Consider the following 13,289-nt stretch of genomic DNA (forward strand, 5'->3'; position numbering starts at 1 on the left):
TACGCTGGCCTCCGTGGACGAAGAGTTGCGATCGCTCACGGACCGCATGCGACAGGAGTCGCACGGCGCGGCGGCGTACGAGCAGCTGGCGGCGACCGAGGACCAGGACGAACTGGCGGAGGTGCTCACCGCGCCCGGACAGCCGCTGTGGGCCAGGGAGCTGGCCGCATTCCGGCTGGGCGTCGTCGGCGACCGGCGCGCCTTCGAGTCCCTGGTGCTGCTGCTCAACCACCGCGACCCGCCGCGCTGCGCCTCCGCCGCCTACGCGCTCGCCCGCCTCGGCGACCCGCGCACCGCCCGCGCGGCCGCCGCGCTCGCCACCAACGAACTGCGCGTCGCCTACGCCCTGCACCCGGTACGGCTTCTGGTCGAGCTGCGCGCCCCGGAGTCCGTGCCCGCGCTGATCACCACCCTGGAGCGGCGGCTGCGCCCGCACGACCCGTACCGGCGGGTGGCACTCGCCTGTGTGGAGGGCCTCGGCACCCTCGGCGACGACCGCGCCCGCCGGGTCCTGAACGAGGCCCTCGCGCATCCGGCGCTCGCCGAGGCGGCGGTGCATGCGCTGGCCCGCATCCCGCAGCAGCAACAGAGCTGACGCCCGCTCACAGCTCCGTGACGTACCGGACCTCGGGGACGGCCACGCCGTCCACGTCGAAGGGCTCCTCGGCGCCGTCCGCGCGGAAACCGGCCCGCTCGTAGAAGCGGCGGGCGCGCGTGTTCTCCTTCAGGACCCACAGGAACATGCGCGGGTAGTCGGAGCACCGCTCGGCCGACGCGGCCAGCAGCGCCCGCCCGATCCCGCTGCCTATGTGCGCGGGGTCGAGGTAGAGGGCGTACAACTCGCAGTCCCCGGTGCGCACCTCACCGTCCCGGTACGGCCCGTGTGCCGCCCAGCCGACGATCCGGCCGTCCTGCTCGGCGACCAGGTTCGCCACCGCGCCGTCCCCCTGTCCGAACCATGCCCGCCGCTTCTCGGCGTCCCGCGCCACGCTGAGCGCGTCGAGGTACGGCTGCGGCACGAGCCCCCGGTAGGCGTGCTGCCAACCACGGACACGGATCTCCGAGACGCCGTCGCAGTCGTCGAGGGTCATCGGACGGATGTGCGGGAAGGGGCTGTCCATGACGGCACCCTAGAGACCCGCCCCCGCAACGCGCCCTTGTTTATTCGCCCACCACCGCGAACGCCTCGACCTCCATCAGGAACTCCGGGGCGACCAGCGCGGCCACCTGGACGGCCGAGGCCGCCGGAAGGCGGTCGTCGGGTATGTGCGCGGCGCGGGCCGCGCGGATCGCCGGCAGGTGGGCGATGTCCGTGACGAAGTAGGTCAGTTTGACGACGTCCTGGAAGCCTGCCCCGGCGGCGGCCAGACAGCGCCTCAGGTTCTCGAACACCTGGCGGGCCTGCGCGGCCGGATCGCCCTCGCCGACGAGCTTGCCGTCCTCGTCCAGGGAGAGCTGGCCGGAGACGGCGACGAGGCGGCCGGTCGCGCTGACCACGTGGCTGTACTGGGCCGCGGGCGCGACCCCGTCGGGGGCGGGGATGCGGGTCGGTTCGCTCATGCGTCCCATGGTGGACCACGGGTCCGACAACGCCCCGACCTGGCCCCCGACGGGCCGTCAGCAGCCGTTCAGCGGCGGAAGCCCAGCAGACCGTGCAGGGTCGAGCCGCGCGACGACGTCGAGGCCGCCTTCGCCTTGAGCGGCTTCGGGTCCGGGGACTTCTCGCACACCGCGTCGGCCGTGCCGATGCCGTGCGGAACCTCGCCGCTCGTCAGATAGTCGGCCAGGTACGTGTCCAGGCAGCTGTTGCCGCTCAGCGTGATGCCGTGGTTGCCGCCGCCGTTCTCGACCACCAGGCTGGAGCGGGCCAGCAGGTGGTGGGTCATCACGCCGCCGGGGTACGGGGTCGCCGCGTCGTCCGTCGCCTGGAACAGCAGCGTCGGCGGCAGCTTGCCGTTGGCGATGTTCACCCGCTTCAGGGTGCCGGCCGGCCAGTACGCGCACGGCGCGTTGTACCAGGCGTTGTTCCAGGCCATGAAGGGTGCCTTCGCGTACACCCCCCAGGCGTCCGTCCGCCAGCGGTTCCACGAGTGCGGCCAGGAGGCGTCACGGCACTGCACCGCCGTGTAGACGCTGTAGCCGTTGTCGCCCGAGGCGTCCACGGCGGCGAAGTGCTGATACGTCTCCACCAGCGGCTCGGCGTTCTTGTCGCGGACGTAGGCCGAGAACGCCTGGGCCAGGTAGGGCCAGTACCCGTTGTAGTAGCCGCCGGGGATGAAGGTGTCCTCGAGTTCGGAGGCGCCGACCTTCCCGCCCGCTGGCTTCTTCGCCAGGGCCGCCCGCATCGCGTACCACGCGGCCTCGACCTTCGCGGGGTCCTTGCCGAGCCGGTACGTGGAGTCGTACTTGGCGATCCACGCCATCAGCGCCCGGTGGCGGTCGTCGAAGGCGTAGTCCTGGCCGAGGTTGTCCTCGTACCAGATGCCGGTCGGGTTCACGATCGAGTCCAGCACCAGGCGGTGGACCCGCTCGGGGAAGAGCTTGGCGTAGACCGCGCCGAGGTAGGTGCCGTAGGAGTAGCCGAAGTAGCTGATCTTCTGCGCGCCCAGGGCCTGCCGGACGGAGTCCATGTCCTGGACCGCCTCGACGGTGTTGATGTGCGGCAGGACGCTCGCGTACTTGCGGCCGCAGGCGGCGGCGAAGGACTGCGCGCGCTGCAGGTTCTTCTGCTCCAGCGCGGCCGTGGCGGGCACGGTGTCGGGACGCACCGTCTTGAAGTGACGTGGCGAGCAGTCGAGCGCCGGGGTGCTGCGGCCCACACCGCGCGGGTCGAAGCCGATGACGTCGTACTGCGCCGCCACGCTCTTCGGCAGCGCGGACGCGACGAACCCGGCGAGCGTCAGACCGCTGCCGCCGGGGCCGCCGGGGTTGACCAGCAGCGGGCCCTGCGACGTCGCCGCGGTGTGCGGGACGCGGGACAGGGCGAGGGTGATCTGGGTGCCGGACGGATGCGTGTGGTCCAGCGGCACCTTCAGGGACGCGCACTGCAGCGTCGGGTAGTCGCTGGTACCGCAGGTCTTCCAGGTGAGCTTCGCCGCCGGAGCGGTGGGGGCCGCCTGCGCGGGCACGGCCGTGACCGAGCCCGCCGTCATGGCGGCGGCTGCGCACAGCATCGCTGCGCGTGTCCTCATGGGTCCTCCCGGGACGGAGGGTGATGCGAACCGCGGGGGTCACGGTTCTCGCCGCATCGTCCCGAAGAGAGCGCCCTGAAGAACCTATTATGTCAATAGTTGACCCAATTGGGTCGAGGGATGCCCTCTAACGCTCTCAAAGGAGAGTGAGTTGGGTCGGCTCGGACACGGCCGACGACTCGGCGGGCGGCGGGGTCCCGACCGGCCGGATCCGCCGGGCCATGCCCGCGCGCGTGGGCCCGATGCCGTACTCCTGGGCCAGCTCGTGCACCTGACCGGTGATCCGGCGCTGGTACCACTTGGGCGCGTAGGCGCCCTCCGCGTACAGCCGCTCGTAGCGGCGCACCAGGTGCGGGTGGTGCCGGCCGAGCCAGGCCATGAACCACTCCCGGGCGCCCGGCCGCAGATGCAGCACCAGCGGAGTGGCCGAGGTGGCCCCGGCCGCCGCGATCGCCCGCACGGTGGCTCGCAGTTGGGTGGGATCGTCGCTCAGGAACGGGATGACCGGCGCCATCAGCACCCCGCAGCCGATGCCGTGCTCGCCGAGGGTGCGGACGACGTCCAGGCGGCGCTCGGGCGCCGGTGTGCCCGGCTCCACGGTGCGCCACAGCTCGGTGTCGGTGAAGCCCACGGAGACCGAGATGCCGACGTCCGTCACCCGGGCCGCCCGGGTCAGCAGCTCCAGGTCGCGCAGGATCAGCGTGCCCTTGGTCAGGATCGAGAACGGGTTCGCGTGCTCGGTGAGCGCCGAGATGATGCCCGGCATCAGCCGGTAGCGGCCCTCGGCCCGCTGATAGCAGTCGACGTTGGTGCCCATCGCCACGTGGTCGCCCTGCCAGCGGCGCGACGCCAGCTGGCGGCGCAGCACCTCGGGCGCGTTCACCTTGACCACGATCTGGGTGTCGAAGCCGATCCCGGTGTCGAGGTCCAGATAGCTGTGCGTCTTGCGGGCGAAACAGTAGACGCACGCGTGCGAACAACCGCGGTACGGGTTCACCGTCCATTCGAACGGCATGCGCGAGGCGCCCGGCACCCGGTTCAGGACCGAGCGGGCCCGCACCTCGTGGAAGGTGATCCCGCGGAACTCCGGGGTGTCGAAGGTGCGGGTGACGACGGCGTCCGCGCCGAACAGCGCGGCATCGGCGGCCCTGCCGTGACCGTCGGACTCCCCGGAGTCCACGGTGAGGTTCTCCCAGCGCATGACGCCTCCTCGGTAGCGCTCGCCCACAGAATAGAACATACGTTCCCATGATCGTGCGACCCCGATTTGGGTGGCCGGGCGCCGGGGTGGTTGGCTTGCTCCCACCCCGAGAAACCAGGTCCTGGAGGAACGCAATGGCGCAGGTCGAAGCCACCACGGAGCGGGTCGTCGCGGCGAACGCGGAGCAGGTGTTCGACGCGCTCGCCGACTACAGCGGCACGCGGCAGCAACTGCTGCCCGAGCACTTCAGCGAGTACGAGGTGCGCGAGGGCGGCGACGGCGAGGGCACCCTCGTCCACTGGAAGCTCCAGGCCACCAGCAAGCGCGTGCGCGACTGCCTCCTGGAGGTCAGCGAGCCCAGCGACGGTGAACTCGTCGAGAAGGACCGCAACTCCTCCATGGTCACCACCTGGCGCGTCACCCCGGCCGGCGAGGGCAGCTCCCGGGTCGTAGTCACCACCACCTGGAAGGGCGCCGGCGGCATCGGCGGCTTCTTCGAGAAGACCTTCGCGCCCAAGGGCCTCGGCCGGATCTACGACGCGATCCTCGCCAACCTCGCCGCCCACGTGGAGAAGTGAGGCCAAACTCCGGCCGGTGAAGGGGTGTTGCGTCGGCGTCGCGCCCCCTCACCGGTTCGAGTGGATCCCTGTCTCGTCCGGGATTGCACCGTAACTCGCCGTACTTGTTCGCAGTTGTCGCCTTACGCGGGAAATGTGACAGACGCGACGAGGGGAGCCGTACGTGGGCGGGACGACTCTGGTGCAGCACGAGCCGGCCGCGGCACCGGCCCCGGCGGAGACCGCCGACGAACCTCCGACCCCCGCCCCGGCCGCCGAACTCGGCGCGCGCCGGGTGCGGTTGGTCTTCTTCGGGCTCATGCTCGCCCTGCTCCTCGCCGCGCTGGACCAGATGATCGTCGCCACCGCGCTGCCGAAGGTCGTCGGCGAGCTGCACGGCCTGGACCGGATGTCCTGGGCGATCACCGCCTATCTGCTCACCTCCACCATCGGCCTGCCCGTGTACGGCAAGCTGGGCGACCTCGTCGGCCGCAAGGGCGTCTTCCAGTTCGCCATCCTGGTCTTCGTCGTCGGCTCCGCGCTCGCCGGGCGCGCGCAGAGCATGGACCAGCTGATCGCCTTCCGCGCCCTCCAGGGCGTGGGCGCGGGCGGGCTCATGATCGGCGTCCAGGCGATCATCGCCGACATCGTGCCGGCCCGGCAGCGCGGCCGCTACATGGGCCTGATCGGCGCCGTCTTCGGCCTCGCCTCCGTCGCCGGACCGCTCCTCGGCGGCTACTTCACCGACCATCTCTCCTGGCGCTGGTGCTTCTACGTCAACGTCCCCTTCGGCCTGGTCACCCTGGCCGTCGTCACCGTCGTCCTCAAGCTGCCGAGGCCGCGGGTCCGCGCCCGGCTCGACGTGCTCGGGACGCTGCTGCTCGCCGCGGCCTCCACCTGCCTGGTACTGCTGACCAGTTGGGGCGGCACCGAGTACGCCTGGGACTCCCGGGAGATCCTCGGCCTCGGCGCGGGCGCCCTCGCCGCCACCGTCCTCTTCCTCGTCGCCGAGCGCTTCGCCGCCGAACCCCTCATCCCGCTCAGGCTGTTCCGGGACTCCGTCTTCAACGTCACCGGCCTGGTCGGCCTGGTGATCGGTGTCGCCCTGTTCGGCGCGGCCAGCTATCTGCCGACCTTCCTGCAGATGGTCGACGGGGCCAGCGCCACCGAGTCCGGGCTGCTGATGCTGCCCATGACGGCAGGCATCGTCGGCGCCTCCGTCATCGGCGGCCAGCTCATCACCCTCACCGGCCGCTACAAACTCCTCCCGCTCCTCGGCGGCGCCCTCGCCGCCGTCGGCATGTGGCTGCTGTCCCGCCTGGAGACCGACACGCCCCGGCTGCACTACAGCATCTGGATGGCCGTCCTCGGCGCCGGCATCGGCCTGGTGATGCCGGTCCTCGTCCTCGCCGTGCAGAACTCCGTGCGCCTCGCCGACCTCGGCACCGCCACCAGCGCCAACACCTACTTCCGGCAGATCGGCGGCAGCGTCGGCGCCGCCGTCTTCGGCACCCTCTTCGCCGACCGGCTCACCGACGCCCTGCACCGGGAACTGCCCCCACGCGCGGGCGCCCGGCTGCCCGACCCCGAGTCGCTCACCCCGCAGCTCGTCCACGCGCTGCCACCGGCCCTGCGCGACGCCTACATCCGCGCCTACGCCGACGCGATGCCCCGGATCTTCCTCTACCTCGTCCCGGTGCTCGTCCTCGGCCTGCTCATCGCCTTCTTCCTCAAGGAGAAACCGCTGGTGTCCCACCACACCACCGAGACGGAGCCCCACGCCGTGAACGCCCCCATCCCACAGGCCCGCCCCCAGCCTTCGGCCGGGGGGACCCCCATCTCGCTTCGCTCGCCGCACACCGCCGGAGTCCCGGTGTGCGGCACGGTGCAGCACCCCGACGGGACCGTGGTGCCCCGCGCGGCGCTCACCCTCATCGACATCTCCGGACAGCAGATCGGGCGGGGTGCGAGCGGCGAGGACGGACGGTACGCGCTCGCCACCCCCGGCTCCGGCTCGTACGTGCTCATCGCCGCAGCGGGCGGCCACCAGCCGCAGGCCGTCTCCGTCACCGTCGGCGAGCGGCCCGTCGAACTCGACGTCGTGCTGGGCGGCGCCGGACGCCTCGCGGGCAGCGTGCTCACCGCCGACGGCAGCGCCGTCCGGGACGCCACCGTCACCCTCACCAACGTGCACGGCGAGGTCGTCGCGGCCACCCGCAGCGGCCGCGAGGGCGGTTACGTCATCAGCGAACTGGTCGCCGGCGAGTACACCCTCGCCGCCAGCGCCCCCGCCTTCCGCCCCGCCGCGCTCCCGGTCACCGTCCAGGCCGCCCGGGAGACCCGGCAGGACGTCGAACTCGCGGGCGGTGCCGTCCTGAAGGGCACCGTCCGGGCGAACGGCGGCCGACCCGTGGAGGACGCCCGGGTGACGCTGCTGGACGCCGCGGGCAACGTCGTGGACACCCTCACCACCGGAGCGGACGGGACGTTCAGGTTCGTGGACCTGTCCTCCGGCGAGTACACCGTCATCGCCGCAGGTTACCCGCCGGTCGCAACCGTCCTGCAGGTCGCGCGCGGTGGCCGCACCGAACGCGACCTGCAACTCGGCCACGAGGACTGAGCGGGGCGCCCGCAGGGCGCTGAGCTGCGCGCCGGGGCGATCAGGTGAAACCAATTCCAGGATTGCCACACATCGCGACCGGCCGCAGCCGTACGGTAGTGGCGGGCGGCACAGATCGTTTGCGAACAGCCGTGGGGAGAGAGGGCCTGGGCCATGGACCGTGGCAGCGAGCGGGACGAACCTCCCGGCCGCGGCGCCGGCGACGCGGCCGCGGGCCGGGTTCCGCTGGGCGTGGTCGTCGTCGACCGCGACGGCTTGGTGTCCCACTGGAGCAGCGGCGCGCGCCGCCTGTTCGGCGTGGACCGGGAGGACGCGATCGGGCGTCCCGCGGCCGACCTGCTCCCCGTCTCCGGCGCACTCTCCGACGACCTCCCCGACGACGCGCTGCCGGACACCTACGGTCTCCCCCAGGCGCCCGACGCGCTCGGCCCCGAGCTGGAGGCCTCCCTCGACGGGCGGACCGGCTACGCGACCGCGGGCCGCGCCCGTCTGTGCCCGGACGAGGACGACGGCACCCGCATCGACGTGCTGTGGTGGGCCTACCCGCTGGTCGGCCCGGGACCGTCCCGGCTGCTGGTCCTCGCCGCCGACGCCACCCGGCTGCGCGACGAGCGCGGCTACGACGACGAGACCGCCGAACGCATCTCGCCCGGCTTCGCCCGCCACACCGAACTGCCCGCCTTCGAGGAACTGGAGCGCCGGCTCCCCGAGATCCTGCCCAACATGGGCCCGGACCTCAGCGGCCGCATCGTCTCCCAGGTCCTCGAACTCGGCTACCCCGTCCTGGAGTTCAGCCAGTACGACCGGGTACCCGTCACCCCGTACTGGGGAGTCCCGCGCCGCCCCGGCCGCGGCAGCCCCGCCGAAGCTGTCGTACCGCAGCAGCGCACGGCACCCGTGATCCCCACCGGCGCCGAGTACGACCTGGAGTACGCCGCGGTGCGCGAGCGGCTGGAGTTCCTCAACGAGGTCAGCTCCGGCATCGGCACCTCGCTCGACCTCGGCGAGACCATCCGCGAGGTCACCAGCGCCGCCGTACCGCGCTTCGCGGACTTCGCCGGCACCCACCTGCGCGCCGCCGTCCTGGCCGGCGAGGGCTTCCCGGACGGACCGCCGGACGCCAGCACCGTGATGTTCCGGGTGTGGGTCGAGCACAACGACGAACCGGGCCGCTGGGACGACACCGTGCCGGTCGGCGAGGCCTTCGCCTTCCCCGAACACACCCCGTTCTACAAGTGCATGGTCACGGGCGAACCGGTCCTCATCCCGAGGGTCACCGAGGAACTGTCCAACCGCATCTCCGGCGAGTTCGAGAAGCGCGACCTCAGGCCGCTGATCGGCGGCCGCTCCCTGCTGATCGTCCCGCTCAAGGCGCGCAACGTGGTGCTCGGCTTCATGGTGCTCATGCGCCGCCCCGACCGCCCGGCGTTCGACGACATGGACCGCACCACCGGCGCCGAACTCGCCGCCCGCGCAGGCCTCGTGCTCGACAACGCCCGCATGTACACGTACCAGGAGAACGTCGCCGACACCCTCCAGGACAGCATGCTGCCGCAGGTGAGCCCGCGGATGGCCGGCTGTGACGTGGCGACCCGCTATCTGCCCGGCACCCGGCTCGGCCGGATCGGCGGCGACTGGTTCGACACCATCAAGCTGCCCGGCTCGCGCACCGCCCTCGTGGTCGGCGACGTCATGGGGCACGGCCTCAACTCGGCCGCCATGATGGGCCAGTTGCGCACCGCCGTGCAGACGATGGCCACCATGGAGACCCCGCCGGCCCAACTGCTGCGCAATCTGGACGACCTGGCCCGGCGGCTCGGCGAGAACTACCTCGCCACCTGCCTGTACGCGGTCTACGACCCGATCCGCGGCGAACTGCACCTCGCCAACGCAGGACACATCCCGCCCGTGCTGGTGCGCGCCGAGGACGGCCGCAGCGAACTGCTCGACCTGCCCACCGGCGCTCCCATAGGGGTCGGCGGTGTCGCGTTCGAGTCCAGCGTCGTCCGGGTCTCGCCCGGCGACCGGCTGGTGCTGTGCACCGACGGACTGGTCGAGGTGCGCGGCTCCGACATCGGCGAGGGTCTCGCCGCGCTCTGCGAGTCCGCCGCCCACCCCGCGGCCTCCATGGACGTCGCCTGCGACACCATCATCCGCGCCCTCAACACCCGCGGCGGCCGCAAGGACGACGTCGCCCTGCTCATGGCCCGGCTCAACGGCATCCCCGACGACCACGTCGCCGAATGGCACCTCGACGCCGCCCCGCGCGAGGTGGCCCGGGCCCGGCGCCTGGTCCGCGACCGGCTGCTGGAGTGGGGCCTGTCACAGACGGTGGAGACGGCGCAGCTGCTGGTCAGCGAGGTCGTCACCAACGCCGTCCAGCACGGCTCGGGCGGCCGGATCGGACTGCGGGTGGTGCGTACCGACGCCCTGCTCTTCGAGGTCACGGACGACGAACCGGGCCTGCCCGCGATGCTCGGTACCGGACCGTACGACGAGTCGGGCCGTGGTCTGCGCGTGGTCAGCCGGCTGGCCCGCGAGTGGGGCGCCAGCGCGACCGGGCACCGCAAGACCGTCTGGTTCGAACAGGCGGTCAACGCAAGGCAGTGAACCCCGGGGGCGCTCGTGTCCCCCCGGGGTTGCCGGGGTCCGTACTTCCGGTGAAGGTGGCCTCCTGCCCCTTGCCCAACCCACTGGCGCCGCGATATCCCGATCACGGAACCGACCGTGGGGAGATCGTCATGAACGTCTCGGACAACTACCGGAACGCGTGGGAGAGTTACTGGCGCGAGACCTCCGACGCGACGGGCGAGGCGATCTGGGACTCCGATCCCTCCCTCACGGCGCAGCCGCACAGCGAGCTGCTCCTGCCGTATGCGGACACCACCCGCACCATCGTCGACCTGGGCTGTGGCAACGGCACCCAGACCCGCTACCTCGCCACCCGGTTCGCCCGGGCCGTCGGCGTCGACCTCTCGCACGCCGCCGTGGAGCACGCCCGCCACGCCGAGAACGGCGAGACCGTCGAGTTCCAGCAGCTCGACCTGACCGACACCGGCGCCGTACACGTCCTGCACGAGCGGCTCGGCGACAGCCACGTGTACATGCGGGCCGTCATCCACCAGAGCGAACCGGACGCACGCGCCGCGGTGGCCGCCGCGGTCGCCGAGATCATCGGTTCCGAGGGCCGTGCCTTCGTGGTCGAACTGACCTCCGGCTCGCGGGACGTCCTCAAGCGGGCGGCCACCGGCCCGGACGGACCGGGGCCCAAGCTGCGCCGCGTCTTCCAGCACGGCCTCAAGCCCGCCGACGCCGACGACGAGGAGATCCCGCGGCTGCTCGGTGAAGCCGGCCTGGAGGTGCTGGCGAGCGGCGAGACGGCCCTGCCGCAGACCGAGCACCTCGCCGACGGCACCCGCATCGACCTGCCGGCGCGCTGGTTCGTCCTGGCCGGGAAGTGAGCGGGCCGCAGACCCGGGAGCACCCCCCCGGCGCGGGGCCGGCGGACGCCGTAGCCGCCGCCCCGCGCGGCCCCGTCGTAGCCTGCCCCCGGCCAGGACGCGTAACGTGCCGGACATGAAGATCCTGATCAGTGCGGACATGGAGGGTGCCACCGGCGTCACCTGGCCGGCCGACGTGCTCCCGGGCACACCGCAGTGGGAGCGGTGCCGGTCCATGTTCACCTCGGACGCGAACGCCGCCGCGCTGGGCTTCTTCGACGGCGGCGCCGACGAGGTGCTCGTCAACGAGGCCCACTGGAGCATGCGCAACCTGCTGCTGGAGCGGCTCGACGAGCGGGTCGAGATGCTCACCGGGCGGCACAAGGCGCTGTCCATGGTGGAGGGCGTGCAGCACGGTGACGTGGACGGCATCGCGTTCGTCGGCTACCACGCGGGCGCCGGCATGGAGGGCGTCCTCGCCCACACCTACCTCGCGAACCAGATCACCGGGGTGTGGGTGAACGACGTCCGCGCGAGCGAGGGTCTGCTCAACGCGCATGTCGTCGCCGAGTACGGCGTACCGGTCGTGCTCGTCACCGGCGACGACCTGGCCTGCGAGGACGCCCTCGGGTACGCGCCCGAGGCACTGAAGGTCGCCGTCAAGGACCATGTGTCCCGGTATGCGGCGGTATGCCGTACACCGTCCCGGACCGCCGCCGACATCCGCGCCGCCGCCAAGGAGGCCGCGCGGCTGGCCGTCCGCCACGAGCCCGTGCACGGCGGGCCGTTCACCGTCGCCGTCGAGTTCGACGCCGAGCACCTGGCGATGGCGGCGACCGTCGTCCCGGGTGTCGCGCGCATCGGTGAGCGGAAGGTGGCGTACACCAGCGACACCATGTACGAGGGAATCAGGACCTTCAAGGCGGTCACCACGATCGTCTCGGCCGCGGTGGAGGAGCAGTATGGCTGACGAGCAGGCGCTGGACGAGGTCGTGGAGTTCACCTCCGGCCTGATCCGGATCGACACCACCAACCGGGGCGGCGGCGACTGCCGGGAGCGGCCCGCCGCCGAGTACGCGGCCGAGCGGCTGGCCGGAGCCGGCCTGGAACCCCTGCTGCTGGAGCGGACACCGGGGCGGACCAACGTCGTCGCCCGGATCGCGGGCACCGACCCGTCCGCCCACGCCCTGCTCGTCCACGGCCACCTGGACGTGGTGCCGGCCGAAGCCGCCGACTGGAGCGTGCACCCCTTCTCGGGCGAGATCCGCGACGGCGTCGTGTGGGGGCGCGGCGCCGTCGACATGAAGAACATGGACGCGATGATCCTCGCGGTCGTCCGCTCCTGGGCCCGGCAGGGCATCAGGCCCCGCCGCGACATCGTCATCGCGTTCACCGCCGACGAGGAGGACAGCGCCGAGGACGGCTCCGGGTTCCTCGCCGGCCGGCATCCGGAGCTGTTCGACGGCTGCACCGAGGCCATCGGCGAGTCGGGTGCCTTCACCTTCCACGACGGCGCCGGCCGGGAGATCTACCCCATCGCCGCGGGGGAGCGCGGCACCGGCTGGCTGAAACTCACCGCGCGCGGCCGGGCCGGACACGGCTCCAAGGTGAACAAGGAGAACGCGGTGACCCGGCTCGCCGCCGCCGTCACCCGCATCGGCGAGCACGAGTGGCCGCTGCGGCTCACCCCGACGGTACGGGCCGCGCTCACCGAACTCGCCGCCGTGTACGGCTTCGAAGCGGACTTCCGGAACGTGGACGGCCTGCTGGAGAAGCTCGGCCCGGCCGCCAAGCTGGTCGAGGCGACCGTACGCAACAGCGCCAACCCGACCATGCTGGACGCCGGTTACAAGGTGAACGTGATCCCCGGGGAGGCGGTCGCCTTCGTCGACGGGCGCTATCTGCCGGGCGACGAGGAGGAGTTCATCGCGACCCTCGACCGGCTCACCGGGCCGGACGTGGACTGGGAGTTCCACCACCGGTCGGTCGCGCTGCAGGCGCCCGTCGACTCGCCCACCTTCGCCGGGATGCGGGCGGCCGTCGAGGAGTTCGCGCCCGAGGGGCACGTGGTGCCGTACTGCATGACCGGTGGCACGGACGCCAAGCAGTTCTCGCTGCTCGGCATCGACGCCGCCTACGGATTCGCTCCGCTGAAGCTCCCCGAGGGCTTCGACTACCAGGCGATGTTCCACGGCGTCGACGAGCGCGTCCCCGTGGAGGCGCTGCACTTCGGCGTCCGGGTGCTCGACCGCTTCCTGCGAACGGCCTAGACGATGGGGG

Annotated in this window: 11 protein-coding genes; 7 read left to right on the forward strand and 4 right to left on the reverse strand. The window is 72.1% G+C overall.

Annotated features, from left to right (window positions below):
- The first annotated feature begins 13 nt into the window (after positions 1–13).
- Complete coding sequence (locus ACIRVH_RS02865) at positions 14–595, forward strand: adenylosuccinate lyase (RefSeq protein WP_403947573.1); 582 nt, start codon at positions 14–16, stop codon at positions 593–595.
- Between the two features lie 7 nt (positions 596–602).
- Here ACIRVH_RS02865 and ACIRVH_RS02870 read toward each other — a convergent pair whose 3' ends face one another.
- From ACIRVH_RS02870 to ACIRVH_RS02885, 4 genes are all read right to left on the reverse strand, one after another.
- Entirely contained in the window at positions 603–1,121 is a 519-nt protein-coding gene (locus tag ACIRVH_RS02870) for a GNAT family N-acetyltransferase (RefSeq protein WP_403947575.1), read from the reverse strand.
- Positions 1,122–1,161: 40 nt separating this feature from the next.
- Positions 1,162–1,560 (reverse strand): RidA family protein, encoded by a 399-nt coding sequence (locus ACIRVH_RS02875; RefSeq protein WP_403947576.1) that lies wholly within the window; start codon positions 1,558–1,560, stop codon positions 1,162–1,164.
- A gap of 68 nt (positions 1,561–1,628) precedes the next feature.
- On the reverse strand, positions 1,629–3,191 hold the full coding sequence (locus ACIRVH_RS02880; RefSeq protein WP_403947578.1) for an alpha/beta hydrolase: 1,563 nt from the start codon (positions 3,189–3,191) through the stop codon (positions 1,629–1,631).
- Between the two features lie 136 nt (positions 3,192–3,327).
- On the reverse strand, positions 3,328–4,392 hold the full coding sequence (locus tag ACIRVH_RS02885) for an Rv2578c family radical SAM protein (RefSeq protein ID WP_403947806.1): 1,065 nt from the start codon (positions 4,390–4,392) through the stop codon (positions 3,328–3,330).
- Between the two features lie 134 nt (positions 4,393–4,526).
- Between ACIRVH_RS02885 and ACIRVH_RS02890 the strand changes: the two genes are divergently transcribed.
- From ACIRVH_RS02890 to ACIRVH_RS02915, 6 genes are all read left to right on the forward strand, one after another.
- Positions 4,527–4,970 carry an SRPBCC family protein gene (locus ACIRVH_RS02890; protein WP_145884653.1) on the forward strand — a complete coding sequence of 148 codons (444 nt, stop codon included), beginning with the start codon at positions 4,527–4,529 and terminating at the stop codon, positions 4,968–4,970.
- A gap of 163 nt (positions 4,971–5,133) precedes the next feature.
- Complete coding sequence (locus ACIRVH_RS02895) at positions 5,134–7,569, forward strand: MFS transporter (RefSeq protein ID WP_403947580.1); 2,436 nt, start codon at positions 5,134–5,136, stop codon at positions 7,567–7,569.
- A gap of 153 nt (positions 7,570–7,722) precedes the next feature.
- Positions 7,723–10,179 carry a SpoIIE family protein phosphatase gene (locus ACIRVH_RS02900; protein WP_403947582.1) on the forward strand — a complete coding sequence of 819 codons (2,457 nt, stop codon included), beginning with the start codon at positions 7,723–7,725 and terminating at the stop codon, positions 10,177–10,179.
- Positions 10,180–10,310: 131 nt separating this feature from the next.
- Positions 10,311–11,030, forward strand: coding sequence for a class I SAM-dependent methyltransferase (locus ACIRVH_RS02905; protein ID WP_403947584.1), 720 nt, complete (start codon positions 10,311–10,313; stop codon positions 11,028–11,030).
- Between the two features lie 115 nt (positions 11,031–11,145).
- Entirely contained in the window at positions 11,146–11,979 is an 834-nt protein-coding gene (locus tag ACIRVH_RS02910) for a M55 family metallopeptidase (RefSeq protein WP_403947586.1), read from the forward strand.
- A complete protein-coding gene (locus ACIRVH_RS02915; RefSeq protein ID WP_403947588.1) occupies positions 11,972–13,279 on the forward strand; it encodes a M20/M25/M40 family metallo-hydrolase in 1,308 nt (435 codons plus the stop codon). Before ACIRVH_RS02910 ends, ACIRVH_RS02915 begins: the two co-directional genes overlap by 8 nt.
- Positions 13,280–13,289: the final 10 nt, after the last annotated feature.

Source organism: Streptomyces sp. NPDC101165, assembly GCF_044768135.1.
In the GTDB taxonomy this organism is placed as follows: Bacteria; Actinomycetota; Actinomycetes; order Streptomycetales; family Streptomycetaceae; genus Streptomyces.

Excerpts from the sequence above, each read along its gene's own strand:
- ACIRVH_RS02885 (WP_403947806.1), bottom strand. The coding sequence starts at position 4,392 with ATGCGCTGGGAGAACCTCACCGTGGACTCCGGGGAGTCCGACGGTCAC.
- ACIRVH_RS02905 (WP_403947584.1), top strand. The coding sequence starts at position 10,311 with ATGAACGTCTCGGACAACTACCGGAACGCGTGGGAGAGTTACTGGCGC.
- ACIRVH_RS02900 (WP_403947582.1), top strand. The coding sequence starts at position 7,723 with ATGGACCGTGGCAGCGAGCGGGACGAACCTCCCGGCCGCGGCGCCGGC.
- ACIRVH_RS02880 (WP_403947578.1), bottom strand. The coding sequence starts at position 3,191 with ATGAGGACACGCGCAGCGATGCTGTGCGCAGCCGCCGCCATGACGGCG.
- ACIRVH_RS02915 (WP_403947588.1), top strand. The coding sequence starts at position 11,972 with ATGGCTGACGAGCAGGCGCTGGACGAGGTCGTGGAGTTCACCTCCGGC.
- ACIRVH_RS02890 (WP_145884653.1), top strand. The coding sequence starts at position 4,527 with ATGGCGCAGGTCGAAGCCACCACGGAGCGGGTCGTCGCGGCGAACGCG.
- ACIRVH_RS02910 (WP_403947586.1), top strand. The coding sequence starts at position 11,146 with ATGAAGATCCTGATCAGTGCGGACATGGAGGGTGCCACCGGCGTCACC.
- ACIRVH_RS02870 (WP_403947575.1), bottom strand. The coding sequence starts at position 1,121 with ATGGACAGCCCCTTCCCGCACATCCGTCCGATGACCCTCGACGACTGC.
- ACIRVH_RS02875 (WP_403947576.1), bottom strand. The coding sequence starts at position 1,560 with ATGAGCGAACCGACCCGCATCCCCGCCCCCGACGGGGTCGCGCCCGCG.